The sequence below is a fragment of the Marivibrio halodurans genome, from assembly GCF_017963645.1.
Classification (GTDB): Bacteria; Pseudomonadota; Alphaproteobacteria; order UBA8366; family Aestuariispiraceae; genus Marivibrio; species Marivibrio halodurans.
Genome location: NZ_JAGMWN010000006.1, coordinates 304,989 through 330,581, shown reverse-complemented (window position 1 = coordinate 330,581; position 25,593 = coordinate 304,989). Strand labels below are relative to the sequence as shown.

Below are 25,593 nucleotides of genomic sequence, written 5' to 3'. Positions count from 1 at the left end.
GCTCACGGGGTGCCTCGCGCTCGTGCGTCGTCCTCGGGCGATCCGGCCTGTCCGACGTGGCGGATAGGCCGACGGCCGTCGGGGCGAGGGATCGCTCCCCGTCCCGCCGGCGCATGATTGCGTTCGCCCTGCCTCAAATAGCCCGCTCCGACACCACAAGCGACTATGGGAGTCAAGCTATCACTCACCCGGCGTTCGATTCAAGGAATCCCCCGGCCGCCCGCGCAAGGCGCCGGACAGGCCGTCGCTCACCGCCCGCCAGCAATGGTCGGCCAGGTGCTTGCGGCTCTCGAAATCGCTGAGGCGCACCGGCTCGTGGAAGACGAGGTCGATGCCGACGCGGCCGAGCCCCAGCATGGTCCACAAATGCGGCCCCAGATCCATGTCGCCGTACCAGGTGAAGAGCGGGCGAAAGGCCCGTCCCATCGGCATGCCGTCGAGGCGGCTATAGGCGATCGAGACCGGCTGGATCGCCACCGTGTCGCCGCGGTGCATGTCGCTTTCGTGGCTGTTGGCGCGCGCCGCCTCGAACAGCGAACTCTTGAAGGGCAGGACCCGGGCGCCGTCGGTGCTGGTTCCCTCGGGGAAGACGACCATGTGGTCGCCGTCCTCCAACCGCTGCTTCAGGATATCCAATTGCTCGCCCGCGCGGCGCGCGCGGCGTTCGATGAAGACGGTACGCTGCTGGCGCGCCAGCCACCCGAAGACCGGCCAGTCATTCACCTCCGCCTTCGAGACGAAACAGCAGGGCAGCGTCGTGGAAAGCGCGATGATATCGAGATAGGAGGCGTGATTGGAGACATAGAGCACCGCGCGCTCCGTCACCGGCCGGCCATGAACCCGGATGTCCAGCCCGCAGATGCGCGCGACCCGGCCATGCCAGGCGAGCGAGACGCGCGGCGACACGCCCTTGCCGCGCAGCAGGGTGCGCAGATTGGCCAGCGCGATCCACAGGGTCCAGCCGAGGATTCCGAGCGTCCGGCCCGCCGCGAGCCAGGAGGAGGCGCGCATCGCCGCGCGCCCGACGACGGCCTCCCGGCCGGCCCGTGCCTCAGCCCTCGCCGGCACGGCGGGCGTAGTGCTTGAAGTATCGGTCGGTGACACGCTGCGTCTCGACCACGATGCAGACATCCGTGGTATCGAACTGCGGATCGACGACGGCGCCGTCGCCGACATAGCCGCCGAGGCGAAGATAGCCCTTGATCAGGGGCGGAAGCGCCGCCAGCCCCTTCTTGCGGTCGAGATCATCGGCCGGAATCCGATCCATGCTGACATAGCGTTCGGGCACCGCGACCGGACGACGATCCTCCGGCGCCAGATGGTTGTGGTGGAGATAGCTGAGCGGCAGGGCGAGCTCGTCCACATCCGTGCCGGGGATGCTGGCGCAGCCGAACATCACGCCGATATCGTAGTGGAAGACATAGGCGGCGATGCCGCGCCAGAGCAATTCCATCACATGGCGCGTGCGATAATCGGGCGCGACGCAGGAACGGCCGAGCTCCAGCACCTCGTTCTCGCGCTCCAGCAAGGCGGCGATATCATATTCGTCCACCGTGTAGAAGCGACCGAAGGCCTTGGCCTGTAGCCCGCGGAACAGCCGGTAGGTCCCGACGACGCCGTCCGCCCCCTCACCCAGCGAGGTATCGCAGACGAGCAGATGGTCCGCCTGTGGGTCGAACGCGTCGAAATCGCGATGATCGGCGGCCATTTCCGGGCTCGGCTTGGCCGTCATCTCCTCGTAGAAGACGCGGTAGCGCAACCGCTGGGAGGCGAGCAAATCCGCCGCGCTCTCCGCCAGGCGGATACGCAAATTGCCCTCGGTCAACTGGGCGAGATAGCCGTCGAGCTTGGCCCGGCCCGGCTGGGTCTCCGGCTTAAGATCCGGCGTGTCCATGCCGGCACGGGGTGTCCCGGCCGGCTCGTCCGTCGGGGGGTCGGTATCGGTCAAATCCATACCTCTGGCGTGGCCGGCGGCGGGGACGGGGACGTCCCCGGGCCCTCCGGCATGCTGATCCTACTTCCTGCCACGGTCCTTCTTGTCGAGCCGCACGCCGTAGAGTTCCAGACGGTGATCCATCAGTCGATAACCGAGCTTGCGGGCGACCTCCTCCTGCAAGGATTCGATCGCCTCGTTCGTGAACTCGATGACCTCGCCGGAATCGATATCGATCAAATGATCGTGATGTTCCTCCGGCACTTCCTCGTAGCGCGCCCGGCCGTCGCCGAAATCATGGCGGGTGAGGATATCCTCGTCCTCGAACAGCCGCACGGTGCGATAGACCGTGGCGATGCTGATCTTCGGGTCGATCGCGATCGCCCGCGCATGCAACATCTCGACATCGGGGTGATCGTCGCTTTCGGAAAGGACCCGGGCGATGACACGGCGCTGGCCGGTCATCTTCAGGCCCTTCTCCTGGCAGAGACGTTCGATCCGCTCGGGATCGCGCTGCGGCGTGTCGGTCATGCCTGCTCCCTGGTCCCCTGCCCGCGACGCCCGGTCGGCCGCGCCATGGCGGACGGCTCCTTCATTGGCGGGGAGTATAAAGGCGTGCCGCCATCAGGCCAACCGGTTCGCGTCGCACGTACCGCGCCTTCCCACGGCGGCAGTTCACTTTCCCGCGGGAAAATCGCCCCCCGGCCGCCCGTCCCGGAAGGCTGGGTTGCCCCGGCAAACCGTGCCGACGGAACCGGCCTCCAGCCGGTCAGGCCTTGCGCGGGCGCGTTCCGAGACCGATCTGCTTGGCCAGTTTCGAACGTTGCTTGGCATAGTTCGGCGCGACCATCGGGTAGTCCGCCGGCAGATTCCAACGCTCCTTGTACTCCTCGGGAGTCATGTCATAGGCGGTCTTCAGATGCCGCTTCAGCATCTTCAACCGCTTCCCGTCCTCCAGGCAAATGATGTAGTCGGGCGTGATCGACTTCTTGATCGGCACCGCCGGGGTCGGCTTGTCCTGCGCGACCTCGGTGCCCTTACCGACCTGGGAGAGGGTCTTGTAGACCTGTTCGATCAACTGCGGCAGGTCGGCGGTCGCCACCGTGTTGTTCGAGACATGCGCGGCGACAATCTCCGAGGTCAGCCCCAGGATTTCCGTCGACGAAATATCGTTTTCCGATGCTTCGGTCATTGTTTCGTTCCACTTTCCTCTCGTCGGAGCGACCGTCGAAACGGACGCACCCCGTGCAAGATGCCGGATACGGTCCAGGGGGCGCACCCCCGGCCGGCCCGAATCGGGTTGGCCCGGTCGCGGCCAAGCTTGTCGAGACCGGGCTGGGCGGAACGGTCAAGCCGCCCCCCGACCCTTAACCCGGCGACCCTATCCTCCGCGCTTACGACACCAGTTCATCACGATATCTCTTCACGGCGCCGATGATACGATTTCAACATGGCCGAATATCGGAACTAAACATCAAGAAACATCGTCAAGAGACGGTATCGCGCGCCATATAGCCTTGCAAGATAAAGAATTCAATACTGACGGCAATTCACGGTAACCAGGATAAGTCGAATTTCGAAGAGTCCTCGGCTAAAACTCACACTTAAGAATCCTTGCATCGACCCGCCGTCCATCGGCGCGCCTGTAATAGTCGCGACGCAATCCGACTTCGTGAAAGTCCAGCGACAAGTATAGTGCCCGCGCGGACGGATTGTCGGCGCCGACTTCCAGGAACATCGCATCCGCATGTGGCGCGGCGATGGCGATCGCGCGAGTCATCAGGGCACGGGCGAGGCCGGCGCGCCGTTGGGCCGGTACCGTGCCGATGGCCAGGATCTCCGCCTCGCGCGCGATGACGCGGGCCAGGACGAAACCCGCCGGTGTCGCGTCGACCATCGCCACCAAGCCCCAGACGCCGGGGCTGTTCATCAATTCCGCGACGGACGGTTCCGGCCAATCATCCTCGAAGCAGGCGCCGTAGAGCGCGGCGATCACCTTGAAGGCCGCCCCGCCGGCCGGCCGAATTTCGATGGCCGCCTTATGAGTCACGGCCGTCGCCCGGGGCGGCGCGCCAAGCCGGCGGACGCGGCGGAGTGGCGTCGGGCGGGCGGAGATATAGCGGCTCTGGCGGGGTTCCGGGCGGCCCCGCGACACGAGCCGCCTCGGCCAGCGTCGCGAGTGCCTCCGGCGCGGGCAGGGCCGGTCCACCGGCCGGGCGCCAGTGCAGTCCGGCGGCCGTCAACGCCGCGCCGGCCCGGGCCGTGCCGTCGCCGGCGAGCAGGAGACCCTTCCGCCACCCGGCGGCGCCGGTCTTCTCCAACCAGGCCACCGCTTCCTCCGGCGGGCAGGCGACGGGCGCGGAACCGCCCCCCGCCCCGCGGCCCGCCGGAACGAGGGCGAGATAGAGGTCCTGGCGCTTGGTCTCTATCGCGATCAATAGGGGGGCCCCCACCTCCGAACTGGTGGCGCCGACACCCGCCTCCGGCTGGCTCGCCGCGATCGCCTCGGTGGTGGTGAGACCGAAGGCCGGTCGGTCGAGGGCCAGTGCCAATCCCCGCGCCGCCGCGATCCCGATGCGCATGCCGGTGAAGGCGCCCGGCCCCACCGTCACGGCGATCGCATCGAGGGCCGCGGGCCGCGCCCCGGCCTCCGCCATCACGGCGTCGATCATCGGGGCGAGCGCCTCCGCCTGCCCGCGCCGCATCGGCTCGTGCCGGCCGGCGACGAGAACGCCCGACCGGCCCAGGGCGACGGTGCAAGCATCCAGCGCGGTATCGAGGGTGAGGATCAGACTCATCGGCGAAGGGGGCTCCCCGAACGGATGGGACCGGTTACAGGGTTACAGGATGCGACAGAAATCGTCGAAGGCCGGACGCGGCCCGCGCGGCCGAAGGGCCGCGGGATCGCCATGGCCGATATTCATCAGGAAGTTCGATTTCCACCCGGTCCCGGCGAGAAACGCGGCATCCACCTTGTCGTTGTCGAATCCCGACATCGGCCCGCAATCAAGCCCGACCGCCCGGCAGGCGAGCAGCAGATAGGCCCCCTGGAGCGAACCGTTGCGGAACGCGTTCGTTTCCGCCTTCGCCGCATCGCCCGCGAACCAGCTACGCGCGTCGGTATGGGGAAACAACCAGGGCAGTTGCTCGTAAAAGGCCGTGTCATGCGCGACGATCGCGGTAACGGGCGCGGCCATGGTCTTTTCCCGATTGCCCTGGGAAAGGCAGGGATCGAGCTTTTCCTTCTCCGCCTTCGAGCGGATGAAGAGGACGCGCATCGGCTGGCAGTTGGCGCTGGTGGGCGCCATGCGGGCCAATTCATAGGCGCGGCGCAGAAGATCGTCCGACACCTCCCGGTCCAGCCAGACGTTGTGCGTGCGGGCTTCCAGGAACATCTGGTCGAGCGCGGCTTGATCGATCGTTTCGGGCATGCGTCGAAAGTCTCCTCGGTGAATCGGGGAACCGGCGGCTCCTACAAGCGATATCGGAAGCGATATCCGGGGGAATATCGGGGTCCGGGATGCCGTCCGTTCAAAGGTGGCGGGGACGGGCCCGGCTTACAAGCGCGTCATGGGTCGAGCCATCAAGGAGGAAAATAGGGAGCGCTTCATAGGTATCCCTCCCTAGTCCATTGGTTCTTCGTTGTTTCCGCCCGCTCCACAAGGCTAGACTGCGCCCATGAAGTGGAATGAAGGCGTGAAAACGATCGCGACACGAGGCGCGCCGTCGTGGCGCGCCCTGTCGGTGCTCCCCCTGATCCTCCTTGCCCTGGCAATCGGCATGCCGGCCGGTGGCGGGGCGGCGCGCGCGCAATCCGCGGCCGACGGATCGGAAGCCGGGGCGCGCGGTGGGGGGCCGGATGATTCCCAGGCCGCCGTGGTGCTGATCTATCATCGCTTCGGCGAAACCGCGTTTCCGACCACCAATATCCGCCTCGACCAGTTCGAGGCGCATATCGAGGAACTCTCCAAGCCTCGCTATAATGTCGTGCCGCTCTCGACCGTCGTCTCCGCGCTGGCGAAGGGGGAGGCGCTGCCGCCGCGCACGGTGGCGATCACCATCGACGACGCCTATGCCTCGATCTACACGGAGGCTTGGCCCCGGCTCAAGGCTGCGGGCCTGCCCTTCACCGTCTTCGTCTCGACCGATCCGGTCGACCGTGGCCTGGGCGGCATCATGTCCTGGGAGCAGATCCGCGACCTGCATGCCGGAGGGGTCGAGATCGGCAACCACACGGTCGCGCACGCGCACATGCCGACCCTGTCGCCGGTGCGCGCGCGGCGGGAGATCACCCGCGCGGCCGAACGGCTGGAGGAGGAGCTGGGCGCCGCCCCCACGCTCTTCGCTTTTCCCTATGGCGAGGCCAGCGGCCAGTTGATGGAGATGGTGGCCGAGGCCGGCTACAGCCACGCCTTCGGCCAGCATTCCGGGGCCATCGGGCGGCATACACCGCGCTATTACTTGCCGCGTTTTCCGGTGAACGAGAGTTTCGGCGGCATCGACCGTTTCGTGCGCATCGTCAACGCGCTCCCCTTCCCGGCCAGCGACGTGACCCCGGACGATCCCGATCTCGGCGCGCCCGGCGCGGAGAATCCGCCGACCTTCGGCTTCACCCTGGCGGAGCCGGTGGAGTGGCCGAAGGACATCGCCTGCTATCACTCCGCCACCGGCCGGGTGGAGCGGATGGAGCAGTTGGGCCCCCGGGTCGAGCTGCGTTTCGATCAACCCTTCGCGGCCGGGCGCACGCGCATCAACTGCACCGTGCCGACGCCGACGGGACGCTGGCGCTGGTTCGGCATGCAGTATTATCTCGCTGAATAGGGGCGCGCGGAACTACTCGGCCGAGGCAATGAGGACGAGGCAATCGGCCAGCCACGGGTGGTCGTGCTTATAGCCTACGCCCGTTTCCCCTACGCCCCGTTCTCATCGTCCCCGCGCCCTCCAACAATACCTTATTGAAACAAGAGTGAAACAAGGCCGGCGTGGCGATGATACATATCGCCCGACTCCTTTTTGTAATGACACCCCTAGGATTCCCGACAATAGTGATTTTGCTTAAATTGTATTGTTCTAAACGGAGTCGGGGTTCGCATCCATGCCAGCTGACCTTTCCAAGATTCGCTATGTGCTTTTATTCAGTTTAATTTCGGTCGCCGGATGCCTCACGCCAGTGGTGACGGACAGCGGGTATTTCGGTGATTTCAGTCGCCTGGATTCACGGAGCCAGCACGAAAAGGTAATGACCACCCGGAACCGCGATGAGTTGTTCGAGGCGCTGGTTTACGGATTGGTCGCCGATCGGATCGATATCGTATCGGCGGCGCTCGACGGCGGGGCGGACCCGAACCGGGGGCTGAGTTGGGAATTCATCCAGCGCACCCAGTTGTTGAACTACGAGCGTGAGTATAAGGACCCCGTCACGGACGCGGTCTGGGCCGATGGCGGTCCACTCACCGCATATTCCTTCCTGTTGGGCGGATGGTGCGACGACGCGGAGAAGACATCTGGCCGGTGCGTTCTCAAGGGACCGTGGTCGGTATACAGCATCCCGTCGACGCTCTATCCGGTGTTCGCCCTCGTCCACAGCCCGCAGGCCGCCGACCTCATGCTCCAGCACGGCGCGGAAGTGGATCAGGAGCTTTTGGATGGAACCCTGCACACGGCGGCGCGCTTCGGCCGCGCGGCGCTCGTGCGGCGGCTGGCGGAACTGGGGGCCCGGATCGATTCCGTGGGCGTCGATGGGATGCGACCGATGCATCGCGCCGCCCAGTTCGGGCATGCGGAGGTCATTTCCTGGCTGTTGGCACAGGGCCTGGACCCCAATACCGGCGGCGCCTCGGTCGAACCGGTGGCGGCCCCGGTGGGCGGACGCATCTTTCTAAGCCCCGGTGTCGGTCAGGCCGGCGTGACACCGCTGCACATCGTCGCGGTCAACGGATCACGGGACATGGCGATCGACGAGAACGACCTGCTGCCGTTGATCGGAGGTGTCGTCCCGGGCGCTCCGGGGGACCGGGCCGGGCTTCGGGACGGCGACTTGATCGTGGCCGTGAACGGGCGGCCGGTCCACGTATTCGAGGATTTCGCGGCGATCGTCCGGGCGTCGCCTGGGGTTCGTCTTACCGTTCGGATCGAGCGGCAGGGGCAGCTATACGAAACGGTCCTGATTCCGGCCGGCCCGACGGGTGCGGTGGGAACGGCCGGACCGATCGCCATCGGGGCGCAGTCAACCGGCAAGGCTTGGGTTATCCAAGACAGATGGCGGCCGGATTGGCGCGAGCATTACGACTACAAGGACGGATACCAGGCCGCCTTGGAGTTGTTGATCGCCGCCGGCGCCTATGTGGATGCCCGAGCGAACTGGCGGGTGATCCCGAGTTGGTGGAACGCCACCGGCAATCTGGCCGCGTTCGACCAGACGCCAATGCACGTCGCATATGATCACTATTCCTATGAGATCGTCGAAGAATTGATCGAGAACGGCGCCGACGAAAATGCGCGCCTGGCGACGGGGGAGACGCCGAAGCAGGTCGAGGGGAAGCTGGCCCTGGCGATCCAAACGGAGGCTTGGCGTGAGCTGGAGGCGATACGCGTCGCCGAGACCCGCCGGCAGCAGGAGGCCGACAGCGGCTTTGGAATGGAATTCGGTCAAATGATCGCCCTGGGCAGCGCGGCTGCGATAACGGCGTACGGCGCCGGGCAGGGAATGGGTGCCGAGGCCCTTACCCTGGGATCGGGGATGGCCGCGGACATCTTGAGCGATGGCGAGGTGGGCGGTATCGATGCGGCGCGCGGGGCACTGCAGGATCATGCCGCGTCGCAAGGCCAAATCGGATCGCCGGTGATGCCGGTCGAGCCGCAACCCTCATCACCCTCGACGATCCCCATTCCCGGACAGTTGGCGCAAGCCTGCGAGAACACGCTCTCCATAGGGTCGGTGCAGCATTCCTTCCTTCAAATCTCACTGCCTGTTGGGACTCGCCTATCGGTGCAGGCGTCCGTGCTTCCCGCGGAAGGGGGGCGCGCTGTACGGCTAGAGAGTACCGGAGGCGTCGGAAATGCGACCAGAGTCGTGGCTCAAATCATGATCCCCGACAGATATCGTGAGCCGGCCAATATTCCCTTGAACGACGACAACACCATTCCCGGATTGGAAAACGGCGCGGTCGGTACACTCGACATCTATCGTGGCCGGGAATATGCGAACTTCCGCAGCAATTTCGATTTCGGTCGAAACCGCGATATGGGATCCGTCCAATTGCTGGAAGCCGGTTCGCGATTGCGCGGTACCTTCAGCTTCGATGCGGTCGAGGACGGTTATCCCCGGCGCGGAAACCAGTATAAAGCGGACATCGCCGGAAGCTTTTGCGCCTTCTGATATCCGAATGGGGATGAGTTCCGATGGGGGGTCACACCGCCCATCGGAACCCGGGGGTCACTGATACTGGCGCCCGGCGCGAGGGGACGCCGGTTGCGCGGTGGCTGCCCGCGCGGCTCAGTCCGTCAGGAAGGGCCGCAGATGCTGGTGGATGTTCTCTTCCATTTGCCGGTCCAGATCGCGGGCCAGTTTCTCGGTCAGTTGATACCAGACCCGTTCGCGCTCGTTATAGGTCAGGCCCTCGGGCACCGTCTGGCTGCGCGTGACTTCCGCGCGGGTCCGGGCGCCGGTCTGGCTGTCGGTCGCCTCCGCGCTCAGCTCGACCACATAGCGGGCGGTATATTCCGCCGCCTGATCGGTCTTGAACAGACCGGTGACGCCGGTGTCCTTCTCCAGCGGCTTTTCCACCACGCCCGCCTCCAGGATGCGCAGGGTCGCGGTGCCGCTGTCACCGACCGCGCGCAGCCGGTCGTTGGCCCAGCGCGCCGCGGTTTCCAGCGGGCTCACCGGAAATTCGGTCTCGACATTGGGCGGTGTCGCGCGGGGCTTATAGACCCGCACCACCTCGATATCGGCGACGTCGAGCGCGATCGGCTGCTTGTAGGCGAAGGTTATATCCGCATAGCGCGGCACCTCCACATCCGAGGCGCAGGCGCTCAACAGGGCCGTCGCGCCGGCAAGTGCCGCCAATCCCGGAAAAGCGGATCCGAACCGTTGGATGATCGATCGTGCGCGCGTCATTGCGTCTTCTCCTCTTCCGCCGCCTCCCGGGCGACCTCGGCCTCGACCACGTCGAGGTCCGCATCGGTGAACCGTTCGGAGCGATTGCAGAACTGGCAGGTCACCTCGACCGTGCCGTCGTCGAACTTGAGATCGCTCAATTCCTCGCGGCCGAGCGCGATCAGCATCCGCCCCGACCGCTCGCGCGAGCAGCGGCAGCGGTCATCGAGCGCCCGAGGCTCGAACACCCGTACGCCGTCCTCGTGGAACAGCCGGAACAGAAGCTGGTCGGGCGTCAGGTCGGGATCGAGGAGCTCCGCCTCCTTCGCCGTCGCCATCAGCGTCACGGCACGGCGCCAGTCGTCCTCGGTTTCCTCGCGCGCCTGGGCGCCGGTGCCGCCCTCGTCCGGCAGACGCTGAACCGACAGGCAGGCGGCACGCCAACTGCCGTCCCTTCCGGTCCCGGCGGAAAGCTTGATGGCGGAGGAAAATTGCTCCGACTGCTCGAAATAGTGATGGACGCAATCCTCGAGCGTCGCGCCGGAAAGTTCCACCACCCCCTGATACCGGTCCATGTCCCCACCCTGATCCACGGTGAAGGCGAGGTACCCCTCGCCCAGCAGCCGGGGCACGGGCGCGTCGCCGATCGCCTCGGACGCCGGGGTTTCGCCGGTCACCTGGGCGAAGCCGCGCACCGCGCCCTCGGAGGTGACGTCGGCCACCATCATCGGGACCGGCCCGTCGCCCTTGGTCTGGAGGGTGAAGACACCGTCATATTTGAGTGTCGTGGCAAGCCCCGCGCCGAGGGCCAGGAACTCTCCCAACAACCGCTTCACCGGGTCCGGATAGCTGTGCCGCGCCAGGATTCCGTCGATCGCCCCGCCCAGGCGGACCAGCCGGCCGTTGACGCCGCTGGCGTCGATCAGGAAGGGCTGGACGCAATCGTCGGTCAGCGCGGGCGCGGACTGTGCGGACATGGGTTACTTCTTTCCTTTTTCCTTGCTTGCGCGAGCGCGCCTTACCTGCGCGAGGTGGGCGCGCATGGAAACGGGCGCGGTCCTTACGCAGCCCCGCGCGAGATATAGGGACCGGCGCGGAACTTGTCAGCCCGGCGCCGTTCGACGGCCCGACACCGCTATCCTCCGAGGCACCAGAGCAGGATGCCTTTCTGCGCGTGCATGCGGTTCTCCGCCTCGTCCCAGACGACGGATTGCGGACCGTCGATGACGCCGGCGGTCGCCTCCTCGCCGCGATGGGCGGGCAAGCAGTGCATGAAGATGGCCTCCGGCTTGGCCCGGGCCATCAAACGCTCGTCCACCTGATAGGGCTGAAGCTGGTTATGGCGCACCGGCGCGTCCTTGTCCCCCATGGAGACCCAGACGTCCGTCACGACGCAGTCGGCGCCGCTCACCGCCTCGGCCGGATCGTGGGTGATACGCAGGTCGCAACCCTCCGCGATCGCCCAATCGACCACGTCCCGGGGCGGCTCAAGCTCCGGCGGGCAGGCGATCTTGAGCGTGAAGCGGAACCGCGCCGCGGCGTGAATCCAGCTCGTCGCCATGTTGTTGCCGTCGCCGGCCCAGGCGACCGTCTTGCCCGCGATGGGCCCGCGATGCTGCTCATAAGTCATGACATCGGCCATGAGCTGGCAGGGGTGCGTGCGGTCGGTCAGACCGTTGATCACCGGAACCGTCGCATGTTCCGCCAGTTCGAGGAGCTTCTCCTCCTCCGTCGTGCGCAGCATGATCGCATCGACATAGCGCGAGAGCACGCGGGCGGTATCCGCGATGGTCTCTCCCCGGCCCAGTTGCGTTTCCGCCGGGGTCAGCACCACCGTCTCGCCGCCAAGCTGCTTCATTCCGACATCGAAACTGACACGCGTGCGGGTCGAGGGTTTCTCGAAGATACAGGCCAGCACCCGGCCGTCGAGCGGCTTGGCCCCGCCCGGCTTGAAATCGCGCGCGGCATTGCCGCGATTCAGCATGTCGCGCAGCGTGGCCTCGTCGAACTTGTCGAGGTCGAGAAAATGCTTAGGCCGCATCGCGCGTCTCCTCGATCTCGCCGGCGACCGTCTCCAGGATGGAGAGCGCCTCGTCCACATGCGCGTCCTCGATGATCAGCGGCGGCAGCAGCCGGACCACATTGTCCCCCGCGCCGACGGTCAGCAGCCCATGCTCGCGCAGCTTGCTCACCACCTCCGCGTTGACGGTGCCGCTCTCCCCCTCGCAGACGAGGCCCAGCATCAGGCCCGCCCCGCGCACGGAGCGGAAGACGCCCGGATGCGCCTGGCACAGCGCCTCCAGCTTGCGCCACAGATAGCGCCCCACGCGGTCGACGCCGTCGAGGAAGCCTTCCGCCGCCAGCACGTCCATGACCGCGTTGCCCGCCGCCATGGCCAGCGGGTTGCCGCCGAAGGTCGTGCCATGCACGCCCGGCACCATGCCGGAGGCCGCCTCGTCCGTCGCCAGGATCGCGCCCAGCGGGAAGCCGCCGCCGATGCCCTTGGCGGTGGCGACCGCATCCGGCGCGATGCCGGCCCATTCATGCGCCCACATCCGGCCCGTCCGGCCGTTGCCGCATTGCACCTCGTCCAGGATCAGCAGCAGGCCGAATTCGTCGCAGGCCGCGCGCAGATCGCGCATGAACTGAAGATCGGCCGGGCGAATCCCGCCCTCGCCCTGGATCGGCTCCACCAGGATCGCGGCCGTCTCCTCGCCGATGGCGCCGCGCACGGCATTCATATTGCCGAAGGGAACGCTGTCGAAGCCTTCCACCTTCGGACCGAAGCCGTCGAGATATTTCGGATTATTGGCCGCCGAGATCGTCGTCATCGTCCGCCCGTGGAAGGCGCCCTCGCAGGTGACGATGCGGTATTTTCGCGGATTGCCCTTCACGTGATGATAGCGCCGGGCGAGCTTTATCATGCCCTCCAGCGCCTCCGCGCCGGAATTGCAGAAGAAGACGACATCCGCGAAGGACCGCTCGCACAGCCGCGCGGCCAGCCGCTCCCCCTCCGGGATGCGATAGAGATTGGCGACATGGAGGAGCTTCGCCGCCTGCGCCTGCAATGCCTCGACCAGGCCCGGATGGGCATGGCCCAGGGAATTGACCGCGATACCGGCATAGAAGTCGAGATAACGTCGCCCCTCGCGATCCACCAGATAGACGCCCTCGCCGCGCTCGAACGCGATCGCGCTGCGGGCATAGGTGTTCATCAGATGGGTGCCGTCGGGGGCGGTCATCGGTCCCGTTCCTTCTCGCTTTTCTCAATACGCCACGGCCCGGCGCGGGCCCCGGAATTCCGGGAAACGCGGACAGTGCCCAAGCGCCCCGCATTCGTCAATTCGGGAGCGGCGTCGATCCAGGGAAATCGGCCGGGAGTCTGGAAAGAGAGCCCGCCGGGGGCCGTCACGGCTTTATCTTATAGCCACTCTTGAAGATCGCGTGGGCGAGCAGGGTCATCGCGGCCGCGGCGGCGAAGGCGATGAGGGCCGCGGTCGTCGGATCGATCGAGCCCTGGCCGGTGACGCCGTAGCGGAAACCATCCACCAGATAGACGATCGGATTCAACTGGAAGGCCGTGCGCCAGAACCCCTCCGGCACCGCCTCCAGCGGGAAGAAGGTGCCGGACAGGAAGATGAGCGGCACCAGGATGAAGGTCTCCTTGCCGGAGAGGCCGTCCCATTTCTCCGACAGGATGGCGGCGACGATGCCCGCCGCCGCGAACAGCAGGATGGCGCAGCCCCCGAACCAGAGCGTCACCAGCGGATAACGCGGCAATTCCAGCCCGAACAGCATCATCGCCGCCGCCACCGAGACGCCAATCGCGACGCTGATCGCGACGGCCGAGCCGATCCAGCCGGCCAGCACCTCCGCCGCCGTCATCGGCGCGCCGAGCAAGTCGCCGATCGCGGCCTCCAGCTTATCGAACATCAGGGTATAGGCGGTCGCCTCGAAGGCCCGCTGCATGACGGCCGCCAGGACGAGACCGGGAGCCAGGAAGTCGAAGAAGGAAAGCCCGCCCAGATCCGGCACGTCGCGCCCGGCGGCCAGCGTGAAGACGGCGGCGAAGAGGCTGGCCTGAAGCGCGGGGCCCAGGATGGCGACGCCGAAGAAGCGCCATTCCCGCCGCAGCTCGCGCATCAACAGGCTACTCACGCCCAGCCAGTTGACGAGACCGTAGCGCCGAACCCGGGATGTCCGCATCGCCCGTTCCGTTCCCATTGCCCTGTCCCCGCCTTCAGCGCCGCGTCCATCCCGGCCGCGCCACGACCGTCACGCCTTCAGCTTCCACCCGCGCCGAACCAAGCCCCAGGCGATCGCCAACAAGCCCAGATTGATCGACAGCATGACCAATGCGCCCAACCAGGGGCTGGTATCCGACTGATCGATAAAGCCATAGCGGAAGCCATCGATCATATAGAAGAAAGGATTGAAATGCGCGATCTCGTAGAAGGGCGGGGGCAAGCGCTCGATCGAATAGAAGGTGCCGGACAGGAAGGCGAAGGGCGTGATCACGAAGTTGGTGATCGCCGCCATGTGATCGAACTTGTCCGCCCAGATACCGGCGATCATGCCGATCGAGGACAGCATGAGCGATGCGGCGATCGAGAAATAGAGCACCGCCCAGAGATGATGGATCACCACCGGCACGAAGAAGGCCATGACGATCCCGACCGAGGCACCGACGACGATCCCGCGCGTGACGCCCGCGGCGGCATAGGCCACCACGAACTCCGTCGCGTTGATCGGCGGCATCAGGACATCGACGATATTGCCCTGGATCTTGGAGATCACCAGTGAACTCGACGTATTGGCGAAGGCGTTCTGCACCATCGACATCATGATGAGGCCCGGCGCCAGGAACTGGGCGAAGACGACACCGTGCACCGTTTCCACCGACCGGCCGAGAGCCAGGGTGAAGATGGCGAGGAAAAGCAGCGTCGTGATCACCGGCGCGGCCACCGTTTGGGTCGCGACATTGAGGAAGCGCCGCACTTCCTTCAGATAAAGGCTCCACAGGCCGAGCCAGTTGACGGGCCCGAAGCGCCGGGGCCCCAGCGCGCGCGACAAGCGTCTGCGCGTTCCCTTGGGCGGCGCGCCGCGCGCGGCGAGGGTGCTACCACCCGCCGCGCCGGCGGAGGCCGGGTCGGCGGATTCTTGCGAGGTTTCGGAGGAGGGTGCGCTCATGATGGCGACGAAAATACGCCTTCTCGCCGCTTGGACAAGCCGCGAAACTCCTCCGGCGCGCAATCGCCGGCGAACGGGGCAGGGGCGGCGATGCGGGACGTCCCATGCGCGGCGCGATGCCGGCCAGGACCGACAATGCCTAAACCGCGCGGATCAGGCTTTGCCGACCCTGCATATCGGCTTCCAGCGTCTCGAAACGCCTGGGCTTTCCGAACAGATAACCCTGGGCCAGATCGCACCCGTTCTCGGCCAGAATGGCGAATTGCGCTTCGGTCTCGACGCCCTCGACCAGCACCTCGCGCCCGATCGCCCGACACAGATCGATCGTCGCCTTGAGGAGCTTGCGGGCCTCCGGATCGTCCTCGACATCGATCGGCAGCAGCGAGCGGTCCACCTTGATGGTATCGACAGGCAGCCGGACGAGCGCGCCGAGCGAGGAATAGCCCGTGCCGAAGTCATCAAGGCTGATGCCGAAACCCTTCTCCTTGAGCCGACGCAACAGGCCCGAGCCGCGCTCGTAATCCTGCACCGCCCAGCTTTCGGTCACCTCCAGCTCGATGGTCGAGGGGTCGGCCCCGCTATCGGCGCAAATCTTGGCCAGCATGTCCGGCAGGGTACCGCTCTCCATCTGGCGGGGTGACAGGTTGACCGAGATGCGTATCCCGCGTTCCTTGAATTTCTCCCGCGCGGCAAGATCGCAGACCTGCTGGAAGACCCACACGCCGATGGTCCGGATCGTGCCGTTCGCCTCCGCGATTGGGATGAAGACGCCGGGCGGCACCAGTTCTCCGTCCTGCGCCCGCCAACGCAACAGCGCCTCGTAGCCGGCGACGCGCCGGTCCATCCCGACCTTCGGCTGAACCTCGATGAAGAATTCGTCGCGCGCCAGCGCATGGACCAACTCGTTTTCCAGCGCGCGCGCGATGCGCTCCCGCCGGTCGAGCGTCTTGTCGTAATAGACCGCGATATGGTCCCCGTCGGAAATCCGGGCCTCGCGCAGCGCCGTCCGGGCGCGGGCGAAGAAATCCGTGAAGTTCTCCTCCTCGGGTCCGTCATTGCTGTAGGCGGCGCCGCAGGAGAACCGGACATCGATCGACCGACCGCCGACATCGATCTCATAGCCCAGCGCGGCCGCTGTCCGCGCCAGATCGGCCGCGGTTTTCGGCGCCCGGTTGGCGGGCTGGAGGATAGCGAACTCATTCCCATCCACCCGGCCGATCAGCGCCGGGGCACCGAAAATATAATGCAGGCGGAAACCGATCTCGTGCAGGGCGAGATCGCCCGCCTCGTATCCGATCCAATGGTTGATGCGCCCGATGCCCGATACGTTGAGGATACCGATCCAGAGCGGTTCCCCCGCCGCCTTCGCCTCCTTGTGCCGGGTTCGACCCTCGGCGTTGAACCCCTCCCGGTTCAGCAGCTGGGTGATGAAATCGAAGGTGCTTCGATGGTGGAGACTGCGCTGGAATTCCCGCTCCATCGAGACGTCGCGCACGACGGCGATATAATAGTCGCGCTCATTCTCCTGGAAACGAGTGATGTTGACATAGAGTTCAAGCGCGCGCCCCTCCAGGGTGCGTCCGGCGACATAGCGGCCCTTGCCCATGATGTGGGACGGGCCCGCGCTCATTTTTCCGTTAAGGTAATTACCGTGAGTCTCGCGGCTTTCCTCCGGCAGGATCTGACTCAGCGAGCGGCCGACCATCGACCGGCGACCGGCGGCGAACAGCGCCTCGGCCGACGGATTCGCCCACTGAATCCGGCCGTCGGTATCGACCATAAGAATGCCTTCGCCGACCTTCTCCAGGGCGCTCTTATAAAAGCCGCTGTCGAAGCCGGGTCCATCGCGCTCAGTCATCAGTACCTTGCCACCATGTTCCTCGCCAACGCCACATGGACCCCCGTCACATGGGTCAATCACACGCGGACCGTCCTTACGCAGGCGTACATGCGAGGGTAGCGCCATCCAGGGAGGTTATTCTAGGTGGAATGTCTTAATGGGGTGTTATCACGCCCTGGTTTCCACGTCGCCAAAGTGAACGGCGGCGTCTCCCGAGGGAGACGCCGCCGCCTTGAACCGTTAGGCCGGTGCCGGATGGGAGGGGCAGGATTTGGTCACCGACCTTCCGGTTACTCTGAGGATCCCGGGGCCGCGTTCTCGCCGCCCGTCGATCCAACTCGTGCAGAATAGGGCGTGGCCTCCAAGGAATCTGTGATGATCGTCACAGTGCTATGAATTTTCCGGAGGGTTCCCTATAATTTCTTGGTAACCTATTGAAAGATAAAGGATGAACGAGCCCAAAAAAATCAGGGAAGGGACCGATTCCCAGACCCGGCCCGGTCGTGGAACGCCTCGCCCGGCGACGCCCGAGCGTCTGGAGAAGGCGGCCTATCATTATCTGGAGCGGTTCGCGACCAGCGCGGAGAATCTCCGCCGGGTCCTGATGCGGCGGGTCGATCGCTCCGCCCTGCTGCACGACACCGACAGGGCGGAAGGGGCACGGGCGGTGGACCGAATCATCGCGCGCTTCCAGGAAGTCGGGCTGCTCGACGACACGGCCTACGCGCAGGCCCGCGCGGCGAGCCTGCACCGGCAGGGCAAGGGCGTGCGCGCGATCCGCCGTACCCTGATGCAGAAGGGCGTGGAGACGGCGGAGATCGATACCGCGCTCTCCACGCTGGCGGAGGATATCGCGTTGGAGACCGGCGCCGACCCGGGAGCCGGGGAGCGTGCCGATCACCGGACGACCGACATGGCCGCGGCCATCCGCTATGCCCGGCGGCGGCGGATCGGCCCCTATCGCGCCGCGGAAATGCGCGAGGCCAGCCGCGCGCGCGATCTGGCCGCGCTCGGCCGGCAGGGCTTCGACTACGAAACCGCGCGCCGCGTCGTCGAGGCGACCGATCCGGAAACCCTGGAATCGGACATCGCGCCGGACTGAGAGCGTCGGGCCACGCTTGCGGCCGGGCGTCTCTCTCGTTATCGCTTGCGAGGAAGAATCCGGGCCAAGTCCGGATCGCGCATGCAGGGAGACGCACCGCCATGGAGATCAAGAATCTGCCCGCCATCGTCACCGGCTCGGGCTCCGGCCTCGGAGAGGGAACGGCCCGCGCGCTCGCCGCCGCCGGGGCCAAGGTGACGCTGATCGATCTCAACCGCGAGGCATTGGACGCGGTCGCGCGGGATATCGGCGGATTGGCCATCGCCTGCGATGTGACCGACGCCGACGCGTTGGAGTCCGCCGTGGCCGAGGCACGGGCGGCGCACGGACCCTGCGCCGTGGCGGTCAGTTGCGCCGGAATCGCGCCCGCCGCCCGGATCGTCGGCAAGGAGGGGCCGATGGCCCTCGACGCCTTCGCCAAGGTGATCAACGTCAACCTGATCGGCACCTTCAACCTGATGCGGCTCGCCGCGGCCGACATGCAGACGCGCACGCCGAACGCCGACGGAGAGCGCGGCGTCATCGTCAACACGGCCAGCGTCGCGGCCTATGAAGGGCAGATCGGGCAGGCCGCCTATGCCGCCTCGAAGGGCGGGGTCGTCGCGCTGACCCTGCCGGCGGCGCGGGAATTCGCCAAGACCGGGGTGCGGGTCAACGCCATCGCGCCGGGTCTGTTCGGCACGCCGATGCTTCTCGGCATGCCTCAGGGCGTGCAGGACAGTCTCGCCGCCACGCTGCCCTTTCCCTCGCGTTTCGGCACGCCGGCGGAATATGCCAAGCTGGTGCTGCACATGATCGACAACCCGATCCTGAACGGGGAGACCGTGCGCCTGGACAGCGCGTTGCGCATGGCGCCACGCTGAAGCCGCCCGGCCACGGGCACCCCACGCCTCGCTCTTGAGCTTTCAGCGAGCACGTGGAAAGGGCGGGATGACGGGCCCGACCTAACGGCCGGCAGCGATCGCCTTCGGCCGCCCGCCCTTCGGGGCCTCCAGCGCGGCGCTCGCATTCCGCTCGGCCTTGGTCTTGAGGCGCTCCACCTCATTGCGGGCACGGCGCGCGGCGATCTCGTTGTCGCGTGCACGGGCACGAAGCCGGCCGGCCCCGAACCAGGCGATCACCGCGCCCGCGACGAAGCCAACGACCAGCGCGACATAGACGGTCAGCGCGACCGTGGTTTCCGCCTCGAAGGGCAGGGGGAACAGGCTGAGGCGGACCGTCTGCAGGTTCGACCCGGCAAAGGACGCACCGATCAACAGGATCGGCAGACCGATGATAAGTCCGATCAGACGGTGCATGGCCGCTCTCTCATCCTCCGTCGTGACCGTTCAACCGATCGCGAAGCTGCTTTCCCGTCTTGAAGAAGGGGACCGTCTTGGCCTCCACGTCGACCGGCTCGCCGGTGCGCGGATTGCGCCCGGTGCGGGCATCGCGACTCTTCACGGAGAAGGCCCCGAACCCCCGTAACTCGACCCGGTCGCCCCGGGCCAGCGCACCGGCGATCTCGTCGAAGATCGTGGTGACCACGCGCTCCACCTCGCGCTGGTAGAGTTCCGGATAGCGTTGCGAAACACGGGAGATCAGCTCGGACCGCGTCATATCGTTCGAACCCCTTGGTCACGCGCGGCCGGTTCGGCGCCCTGCCCGCCGTCCGCGCGGATGCGTTTCGGTCCGGTGTCCCCGACCGCGCATCCCGCCCCCTTGCGGAAACGCGCCGTCCGAACCGATCCCTGTGCTCCGGCGCCATCTCCGGCCCACCACCCGCGCCCGGCCGTGATGCCGGCGCCGGATGCCGATGCGAATGGCGGATCGTGATCGCGCCGACCGTTTCAGCCCGATACGCGTCCGCGCGTCGGAGCCCCGTTCTGCCCCAATCCTGCGACGATCGGATGCCTTTGGTTAGAGCATTGAAAAGCCTGCCAAACGGCCGTGATACCGTCAAGGTGAAAAGGGCACCGTCCGAGTCGGTCCCATGCGCCATGACGCCGAAACGCAACGAGCCGGGGCCCCGGAGGCCCCGGCTCGCGCGTCTCATGCCCGCGCCCGTTAAGGGGCGGAGTCGGATCGGGCACGTCGCGACGGACCCGATCCGGTCAGGAATCAGGACTCCTCGTTGTCCGAGCCGTCCTTCTGGCTCTTCTCGATATCCTGCTTCTTCTGCTGCAGGGCGGCACCGAGAATGTCGCCGAGCGAGGCACCCGAGTCGGAGGAGCCGTACGTCGCCATGACCTCCTTTTCCTCGGCGGTCTCGTAGGCCTTGATCGAAAGGCTGAGCTTGCGGCTCGCCTTGTCGATCGCGGTGACCTTGGCGTCGACCTTCTCGCCCTCGGCGAAACGGTCGGGGCGCTGCTCGGACCGCTCGCGGCTGAGCTCGGCCTTGCGGATAAAGCCCGGCACGCCGTCCTTCACCGTCACCTCGAGGCCGTTATCGACCACCTTGGTGACCGTGCAGGTCACGACCTGGCCCTTCCTGACATCGCCGAGGGCTTCCTCGAACGGATCGCTCTCGAGCTGCTTGATGCCGAGCGAGATGCGCTCCTTGTCGACGTCGACGTCGAGCACCTTCGCCTTGACCACATCGCCCTTGGTGTAGCGGCCGAGCGCCTCCTCCGGCGCCGTGTTCCAGTCGATGTCGGACATGTGAACCATGCCGTCGATCTCATCGGTGAGACCCACGAACAGACCGAACTCGGTGATGTTCTTGATCTCGCCCTCGATCTCGGCGCCGACCGGGAAGCGATCCAGGAAGTCGTCCCACGGATTGGCCTGCACCTGCTTGATGCCGAGCGAGATGCGGCGCTTCTGCGGATCGACGTCCAACACCATCACCTCGACCTCCTGGGAGGTGGAGACGATCTTGCCCGGGTGGACGTTCTTCTTCGTCCAGCTCATCTCGGAGACGTGGACGAGGCCCTCGATCCCCGGCTCCAGCTCCACGAAGGCGCCGTAGTCGGTAATGTTGGTCACGCGGCCGGTGAAGGTGGCGTTGACCGGATACTTGGCCTCGACGCCCTCCCACGGATCGGCCTCGAGCTGCTTCATGCCGAGGCTAATGCGCTGGGTCTCCGGGTTGAAACGGATGACCTGGACCTTGACGGTCTGGCCGATCGACAGCGCCTCGGACGGGTGGTTGATGCGCCGCCAGGAGATATCCGTGACGTGCAGCAGACCATCGACACCGCCGAGATCGACGAAGGCGCCGTAGTCGGTGATGTTCTTCACCACGCCTTCGAGCACCTGGCCTTCCTTCAGGTTCTCGATCAGCTCGCTGCGCTGCTCGGCGCGCGTTTCCTCCAGCACGGAGCGGCGGGAAACCACGATGTTGCCGCGGCTGCGATCCATCTTGAGAATCTGGAAGGGCTGCGGCGTGTTCATCAGCGGGGTGATGTCACGCACCGGACGGATATCGACCTGGCTGCCCGGCAGGAACGCCACGGCGCCGTTGAGGTCGACGGTGAAACCACCCTTGACCCGGCCGAAGATCGTACCGGTAACGCGCTCGCCGGCATTGAACTGCTTTTCGAGCAGGATCCAGGATTCCTCGCGCTTGGCCTTCTCGCGGCTCAGCATCGCCTCGCCGTTCTTGTCTTCCAGCCGTTCGACGAAGACCTCGACCTCGTCGCCGGGGGCGAGTTCGGCCGGCTGCCCGGGGGCGCCGAATTCCTTGAGCGCGACGCGACCCTCGGCCTTCAGGCCGACGTCGATCAGCGCCATGTCGTTATCCACGGAAACCACGGTCCCCTTGATGACCGTGCCTTCGAGATGATCGCGGTCGCCGAGCGACTCCTCGAGGAGGTCGGCGAAACTTTCCTTACCTGCGGCTTGCGCCATGATGATTGTGTTCCTTTCGTCGTCGATCATATCCCGGCCGACCGGTTGGCTCCGGCGGTCTCACCCCAAATGCGTTCGGGCGGGAAAGCGCGTCGTGGGGCTCGGACGCATCCCGCCGGCAGACCGGAATGGCTGCCTGATACTCTATCGGTCCGGATGGATCCTCGGCACGGAAGTCAGGAACGTCCTTACGGGTCGGTCCCTGTTCCGCTCCTATTCCGCCTCGTCGCCCGATTTCTCGAGCGCCTCGCGCACGGCCGCCTCGATCAGATCGAGCGCCGCGTCGAAGGCCGCGTCCGCCGTCATATCCGACGTGTCCAGCACATGGGCGTCGTCGGCGGGGCGCATCGGCGCGGTTTCCCGGTCGCGGTCGCGCGCGTCGCGCTCCCGCAGATCCTCCAGAACGCGCGCGTATATACTGGCATTGCCACGATCAAGCAACTCCTTGTGGCGGCGGTCCGCGCGCACTTCCACGTCGGCCGTGACGAAGAGCTTCACCGTGGCGTCCGGGCAGATCACCGTGCCGATATCGCGGCCGTCCAGCACCGCCCCCGCCTTGCCCTCCGGCGGAGAGGCCGCGACCCCCCGTTGGAGATCCATGAGGGCCGATCGCACCGCCGGATGCGCGGCCACCTGGCTGGCCGCCCGGGCCGCGTCGTCACGCGCCAGCGCTTCGTCCTCCAGCGCCACGGGATCGAGGGCGCGGGCCGCATCCTCCGCCGCTTCCTCGTCCGCCGGGTCGCCGCCATTGCGCAGAACCGCCATGCCGACCGCGCGATAGAGCTTGCCCGTATCGAGATAGGCGAAATCGAAATGCGTCGCGATCCGGCGCGCGAGCGTCCCCTTGCCCGAGGCGGCCGGGCCGTCGATAGCGATGGTGATCATGGAATCCTTACGGCCCTTAGCGAGTCCGGCGATACCCCGGCCTTTTGGCAAGGAGAAGTGCGGTCGGGCAAGAAAAAAGCGATTCCCGGAGCGGCATGGGCGTCTATTCGGTGACGACGGTCTTCTTGGTCCCTTCGACCACGACGTCGATATGGGAAAGACTGTTGCTTGTCGCATCGGCGAAGCCGATCGTCACGGGCTGCAGCAAATCCCGGTGCGCCCGCGCCCACTCGGCGGCCGAAATCCGCCGACCCACGCTCGCGGGGGCATCGCCGTCCCCGCCTTCGTCCGGGACTTTCGCCTTGCTCATTCCACCCAATCCTCACCCACGGAAACCATCGCATACGGGATGGCACCATACATGGTGACGAACCGTCCGGCGAAAAACCATTCGACGCATCATCCTCGCTCCCCGACCATCGTCGTCGCGACGAGAATCGGAACGACCGCGAACAGACTATACCATATCACGCTTGAAAGCGATGGATGCTCGAACCCGAAATATCCGTTGAGCATGATTGACGAGACACCCGTCAGCAGCGCGCCGAAACCGTAGACCGTGCACCGCACTGCTCCACGGATTTCTTTCCGGACACGCAACAGGAAATCCAGGCGCGCGCGGTATAGCTGGTCATAGGTGCCGATCGTGATCTCCATGCGCAACTCATGCAAGGTGCCGGGCAGGGCCTCGGCCGTCTGAAGATGGGCCGGCAATTGCGTCCGTGCTTCCACCAGCCGCTTCTCGACCTGCGCATCGAAGGTCGAAAGCGGCTCCGCATAAAAGAAATAGCCTTTCCTGGAGTTCCCCCGCCGGGCATCGGATGCGGCCGCCATTGCCGCCGCGATTTTCACCACGGCGAAAATGCTGAACAGCAGGGCACAGAAAACACTGGTGTTGAACCCCATCAGCATGAGCCAGGAAAACCTCGTGATCCGGGAGTTTTCCCCTAGAAGCGCCAGATATCCAACGATATCGCCGTCCTCTAGCCCGGGACTCAGCCCGAAATGGCCGATCCCATCGAAGAAGAGTTGTATGGCCCCGAGCACGAGAAAGGTAATCGATGCGACGATTACGCTAAGCGATCCTGTCGTACCGTTAATCCTGCTCTCGATATCGGCATTCGCGGTCTTGATATAGTCAAGACGAAGATCGTTGATCTTATCGCTGTAATCGATCGGCTCGCGCATCGCCCCGGCCCGAAACAACCACCATGAAGAGCCTTAATCGGGGCATACTATCTAAATCGCCGGAAATTTCTAGGCCAAGCGCGCCCCCAGCCCGGTCATCAAATCCGCGAAGCCCGGAAAGCTCGTGGCGATGGCGCGGCCGTCGTCGATGGCGACCGGGTTCCGCGCGGCGAGGCCCATGACGAGGAAGCTCATCGCGATGCGGTGATCCAGATGGGTTTCCACCGGCGGGCCGCCGCCGGGCACGTCCCCGGCGCCGCGCCCCTCCACGATCAGCCAATCCGCGCCGCTTTCGGTGGCGACGCCATTGGCGGCGAGGCCGGCTTCCATCGCCGCGATGCGGTCGGATTCCTTGACCCGCAGCTCGCCCACGCCGCGCATCACGGTGCGGCCCTCGGCGAAGGCGGCGGCGACGGCCAGGACGGGATATTCGTCGATCATCGAGGGCGCGCGTTCCGGCGGCACCTCGATACCGGTCAGGGCGGAATGGCGGGCGACGATATCGCCCAGCGGCTCGCCCCCCTCCTCGCGCTCGTTCTCGATCGCCAGGTCCGCGCCCATCTCCCGCAGGGTCACGAAGAGACCCGTGCGCGTGGGGTTGAGGCCGACACCCGGGATTCGCACCTCTGAGCCCGGCGTGATCAGGGCCGCCACGATGGGGAAGGCGGCGCTGCTGGGATCGGCCGGCACGGCGATATCGGCGGCGGTCAGTTCCGGTTCCCCCACCACGGTGACGGCCGGGCCTAGGCCGCCATCGCGCGGCTCCACCCGCACCGTGGCACCGAAATGGCCCAGCATCCGCTCGGTATGGTCGCGCGTGGCCGCCGGCTCGAACACCGTGGTCTCGCCGCGCGCCATCAGCCCGGCGAGCAGCACCGCCGACTTCACCTGAGCCGAGGCGACGGGCAGTTCGTAGCGAACCGGCAGAACCGCCATCGCGCCGTCGATCATCAACGGCAGGCGGCCGCCGGAACGGCTCTCGATCCGCGCGCCCATGGCTGTAAGCGGATCGGCCACCCGTTTCATCGGCCGCTTGCGCAGACTGGCATCGCCATTGAGGAAGCAACGGATCGGGTGACCCGCCAACACCCCCAGAAGAAGCCGCGCGGCGGTACCGCTATTACCCATGTCGAGGATGTCCGGCGGCTCCCCCAGCCCGCCGAGCCCGACGCCCGCGATGGTCCAGACGCCGTCTTCCCCGCGCGCCACCCCCGCGCCCATGGCGCGGAAGGCCGCGGCGGTCGCCAGCACGTCCTCCCCCTCCAGCAGGCCGGTCACCCGCGTCTCGCCGACCGCGAGCGCGCCCAACATCACCGCCCGGTGGGAAATCGATTTGTCGCCCGGAACCCGCGCGATACCGGAAAGCCTGGCCCCCGAATGCGCCGTTATGGGGGTGGCGGCCATGTCCCCGGGGGCGGAATGAGAAGAGGCGGACATAAGAACACGATCCTTCCGGGAGCGCGCGACCGTCGGGCGGTCCCAGCCGACGGCGGGGAGGAAACCTTCGGGGCGCATCCCGCGACGCA

General features: G+C 66.2%; 25 protein-coding genes. 4 read left to right on the top strand and 21 right to left on the bottom strand.

Annotated features, from left to right (window positions below; all coding sequences use genetic code 11):
* Positions 1–180: 180 nt before the first annotated feature.
* The 7 genes from KAJ83_RS14425 to KAJ83_RS14395 all read right to left on the bottom strand — a co-directional run bounded on the left by KAJ83_RS14425 (position 181) and on the right by KAJ83_RS14395 (position 5,364).
* Positions 181–1,068, bottom strand: coding sequence for a lysophospholipid acyltransferase family protein (locus tag KAJ83_RS14425; protein ID WP_210682775.1), 888 nt, complete (start codon positions 1,066–1,068; stop codon positions 181–183).
* A complete protein-coding gene (locus KAJ83_RS14420; RefSeq protein ID WP_246484573.1) occupies positions 1,052–1,948 on the bottom strand; it encodes a GNAT family N-acetyltransferase in 897 nt (298 codons plus the stop codon). Before KAJ83_RS14420 ends, KAJ83_RS14425 begins: the two co-directional genes overlap by 17 nt.
* Before the next feature lie 66 nt (positions 1,949–2,014).
* Positions 2,015–2,464, bottom strand: a complete 450-nt coding sequence (locus tag KAJ83_RS14415) for a Fur family transcriptional regulator (protein WP_210682774.1) — start codon at positions 2,462–2,464, stop codon at positions 2,015–2,017.
* A 238-nt stretch (positions 2,465–2,702) separates the two neighbouring features.
* The gene (locus tag KAJ83_RS14410; protein WP_210682773.1) at positions 2,703–3,125 is read right to left on the bottom strand and encodes a Ros/MucR family transcriptional regulator; all 423 of its coding nucleotides are present in this window, start codon (positions 3,123–3,125) and stop codon (positions 2,703–2,705) included.
* 399 nt (positions 3,126–3,524) lie between these two features.
* Positions 3,525–3,983, bottom strand: a complete 459-nt coding sequence (locus KAJ83_RS14405; RefSeq protein WP_343222016.1) for a GNAT family N-acetyltransferase — start codon at positions 3,981–3,983, stop codon at positions 3,525–3,527.
* Positions 3,973–4,731 carry a tRNA (adenosine(37)-N6)-threonylcarbamoyltransferase complex dimerization subunit type 1 TsaB gene (gene tsaB / locus KAJ83_RS14400; RefSeq protein ID WP_210682772.1) on the bottom strand — a complete coding sequence of 253 codons (759 nt, stop codon included), beginning with the start codon at positions 4,729–4,731 and terminating at the stop codon, positions 3,973–3,975. The genes KAJ83_RS14405 and tsaB overlap by 11 nt, the downstream gene beginning before the upstream one ends.
* Positions 4,732–4,773: 42 nt before the next feature.
* Positions 4,774–5,364: a malonic semialdehyde reductase gene (locus tag KAJ83_RS14395; RefSeq protein WP_210682771.1), complete on the bottom strand. Its 591-nt coding sequence runs from the start codon at positions 5,362–5,364 to the stop codon at positions 4,774–4,776.
* 265 nt (positions 5,365–5,629) lie between these two features.
* On the opposite strand from KAJ83_RS14395, the gene KAJ83_RS14390 reads away from it, so the two are divergent.
* Together KAJ83_RS14390 and KAJ83_RS14385 are read left to right on the top strand one after the other, a co-directional pair.
* Positions 5,630–6,754, top strand: coding sequence for a polysaccharide deacetylase family protein (locus tag KAJ83_RS14390; RefSeq protein WP_210682770.1), 1,125 nt, complete (start codon positions 5,630–5,632; stop codon positions 6,752–6,754).
* Positions 6,755–7,028: 274 nt separating this feature from the next.
* Positions 7,029–9,311: an ankyrin repeat domain-containing protein gene (locus tag KAJ83_RS14385; RefSeq protein ID WP_343222015.1), complete on the top strand. Its 2,283-nt coding sequence runs from the start codon at positions 7,029–7,031 to the stop codon at positions 9,309–9,311.
* A 117-nt stretch (positions 9,312–9,428) separates the two neighbouring features.
* On the opposite strand, the gene KAJ83_RS14380 is transcribed toward KAJ83_RS14385, so the two are convergent.
* The 7 genes from KAJ83_RS14380 to KAJ83_RS14350 form a co-directional block, all read right to left on the bottom strand.
* Positions 9,429–10,052, bottom strand: a complete 624-nt coding sequence (locus tag KAJ83_RS14380) for a hypothetical protein (RefSeq protein WP_210682768.1) — start codon at positions 10,050–10,052, stop codon at positions 9,429–9,431.
* The gene (gene hslO, locus KAJ83_RS14375; RefSeq protein ID WP_210682767.1) at positions 10,049–11,008 is read right to left on the bottom strand and encodes an Hsp33 family molecular chaperone HslO; all 960 of its coding nucleotides are present in this window, start codon (positions 11,006–11,008) and stop codon (positions 10,049–10,051) included. Before hslO ends, KAJ83_RS14380 begins: the two co-directional genes overlap by 4 nt.
* A 158-nt stretch (positions 11,009–11,166) precedes the next feature.
* On the bottom strand, positions 11,167–12,072 hold the full coding sequence (gene argF / locus KAJ83_RS14370; RefSeq protein WP_210682766.1) for an ornithine carbamoyltransferase: 906 nt from the start codon (positions 12,070–12,072) through the stop codon (positions 11,167–11,169).
* Complete coding sequence (locus KAJ83_RS14365) at positions 12,062–13,273, bottom strand: aspartate aminotransferase family protein (RefSeq protein ID WP_246484571.1); 1,212 nt, start codon at positions 13,271–13,273, stop codon at positions 12,062–12,064. The genes argF and KAJ83_RS14365 overlap by 11 nt, the downstream gene beginning before the upstream one ends.
* 166 nt (positions 13,274–13,439) lie before the next feature.
* Positions 13,440–14,237 (bottom strand): ABC transporter permease, encoded by a 798-nt coding sequence (locus KAJ83_RS14360; RefSeq protein ID WP_210682765.1) that lies wholly within the window; start codon positions 14,235–14,237, stop codon positions 13,440–13,442.
* Positions 14,238–14,306: 69 nt separating this feature from the next.
* Positions 14,307–15,221, bottom strand: a complete 915-nt coding sequence (locus tag KAJ83_RS14355; RefSeq protein WP_210682764.1) for an ABC transporter permease — start codon at positions 15,219–15,221, stop codon at positions 14,307–14,309.
* Between the two features lie 139 nt (positions 15,222–15,360).
* Positions 15,361–17,079 carry a putative bifunctional diguanylate cyclase/phosphodiesterase gene (locus KAJ83_RS14350; RefSeq protein WP_210682763.1) on the bottom strand — a complete coding sequence of 573 codons (1,719 nt, stop codon included), beginning with the start codon at positions 17,077–17,079 and terminating at the stop codon, positions 15,361–15,363.
* A gap of 430 nt (positions 17,080–17,509) precedes the next feature.
* Here KAJ83_RS14350 and KAJ83_RS14345 point away from each other — a divergent pair, with 430 nt between their 5' ends.
* Positions 17,510–18,163: a regulatory protein RecX gene (locus KAJ83_RS14345; protein WP_210682762.1), complete on the top strand. Its 654-nt coding sequence runs from the start codon at positions 17,510–17,512 to the stop codon at positions 18,161–18,163.
* Between the two features lie 101 nt (positions 18,164–18,264).
* Positions 18,265–19,026 (top strand): SDR family NAD(P)-dependent oxidoreductase, encoded by a 762-nt coding sequence (locus tag KAJ83_RS14340; protein ID WP_210682761.1) that lies wholly within the window; start codon positions 18,265–18,267, stop codon positions 19,024–19,026.
* Between the two features lie 81 nt (positions 19,027–19,107).
* Here the strand turns inward: KAJ83_RS14340 and KAJ83_RS14335 are convergent, their stop codons facing one another.
* The 7 genes from KAJ83_RS14335 to aroA all read right to left on the bottom strand — a co-directional run bounded on the left by KAJ83_RS14335 (position 19,108) and on the right by aroA (position 25,471).
* Entirely contained in the window at positions 19,108–19,461 is a 354-nt protein-coding gene (locus tag KAJ83_RS14335; RefSeq protein WP_210682760.1) for a lipopolysaccharide assembly protein LapA domain-containing protein, read from the bottom strand.
* Between the two features lie 10 nt (positions 19,462–19,471).
* Positions 19,472–19,762 carry an integration host factor subunit beta gene (gene ihfB / locus KAJ83_RS14330; protein ID WP_210682759.1) on the bottom strand — a complete coding sequence of 97 codons (291 nt, stop codon included), beginning with the start codon at positions 19,760–19,762 and terminating at the stop codon, positions 19,472–19,474.
* A gap of 501 nt (positions 19,763–20,263) precedes the next feature.
* The gene (rpsA, locus tag KAJ83_RS14325; RefSeq protein ID WP_210682758.1) at positions 20,264–21,994 is read right to left on the bottom strand and encodes a 30S ribosomal protein S1; all 1,731 of its coding nucleotides are present in this window, start codon (positions 21,992–21,994) and stop codon (positions 20,264–20,266) included.
* A gap of 213 nt (positions 21,995–22,207) precedes the next feature.
* Positions 22,208–22,879, bottom strand: a complete 672-nt coding sequence (cmk, locus tag KAJ83_RS14320) for a (d)CMP kinase (protein WP_246484569.1) — start codon at positions 22,877–22,879, stop codon at positions 22,208–22,210.
* Between the two features lie 103 nt (positions 22,880–22,982).
* Positions 22,983–23,189 carry a hypothetical protein gene (locus KAJ83_RS14315; RefSeq protein WP_210682757.1) on the bottom strand — a complete coding sequence of 69 codons (207 nt, stop codon included), beginning with the start codon at positions 23,187–23,189 and terminating at the stop codon, positions 22,983–22,985.
* Positions 23,190–23,278: 89 nt separating this feature from the next.
* Positions 23,279–24,067: a hypothetical protein gene (locus tag KAJ83_RS14310; RefSeq protein WP_210682756.1), complete on the bottom strand. Its 789-nt coding sequence runs from the start codon at positions 24,065–24,067 to the stop codon at positions 23,279–23,281.
* A 69-nt stretch (positions 24,068–24,136) separates the two neighbouring features.
* Positions 24,137–25,471 carry a 3-phosphoshikimate 1-carboxyvinyltransferase gene (gene aroA / locus KAJ83_RS14305; protein ID WP_210682830.1) on the bottom strand — a complete coding sequence of 445 codons (1,335 nt, stop codon included), beginning with the start codon at positions 25,469–25,471 and terminating at the stop codon, positions 24,137–24,139.
* Positions 25,472–25,593: the final 122 nt, after the last annotated feature.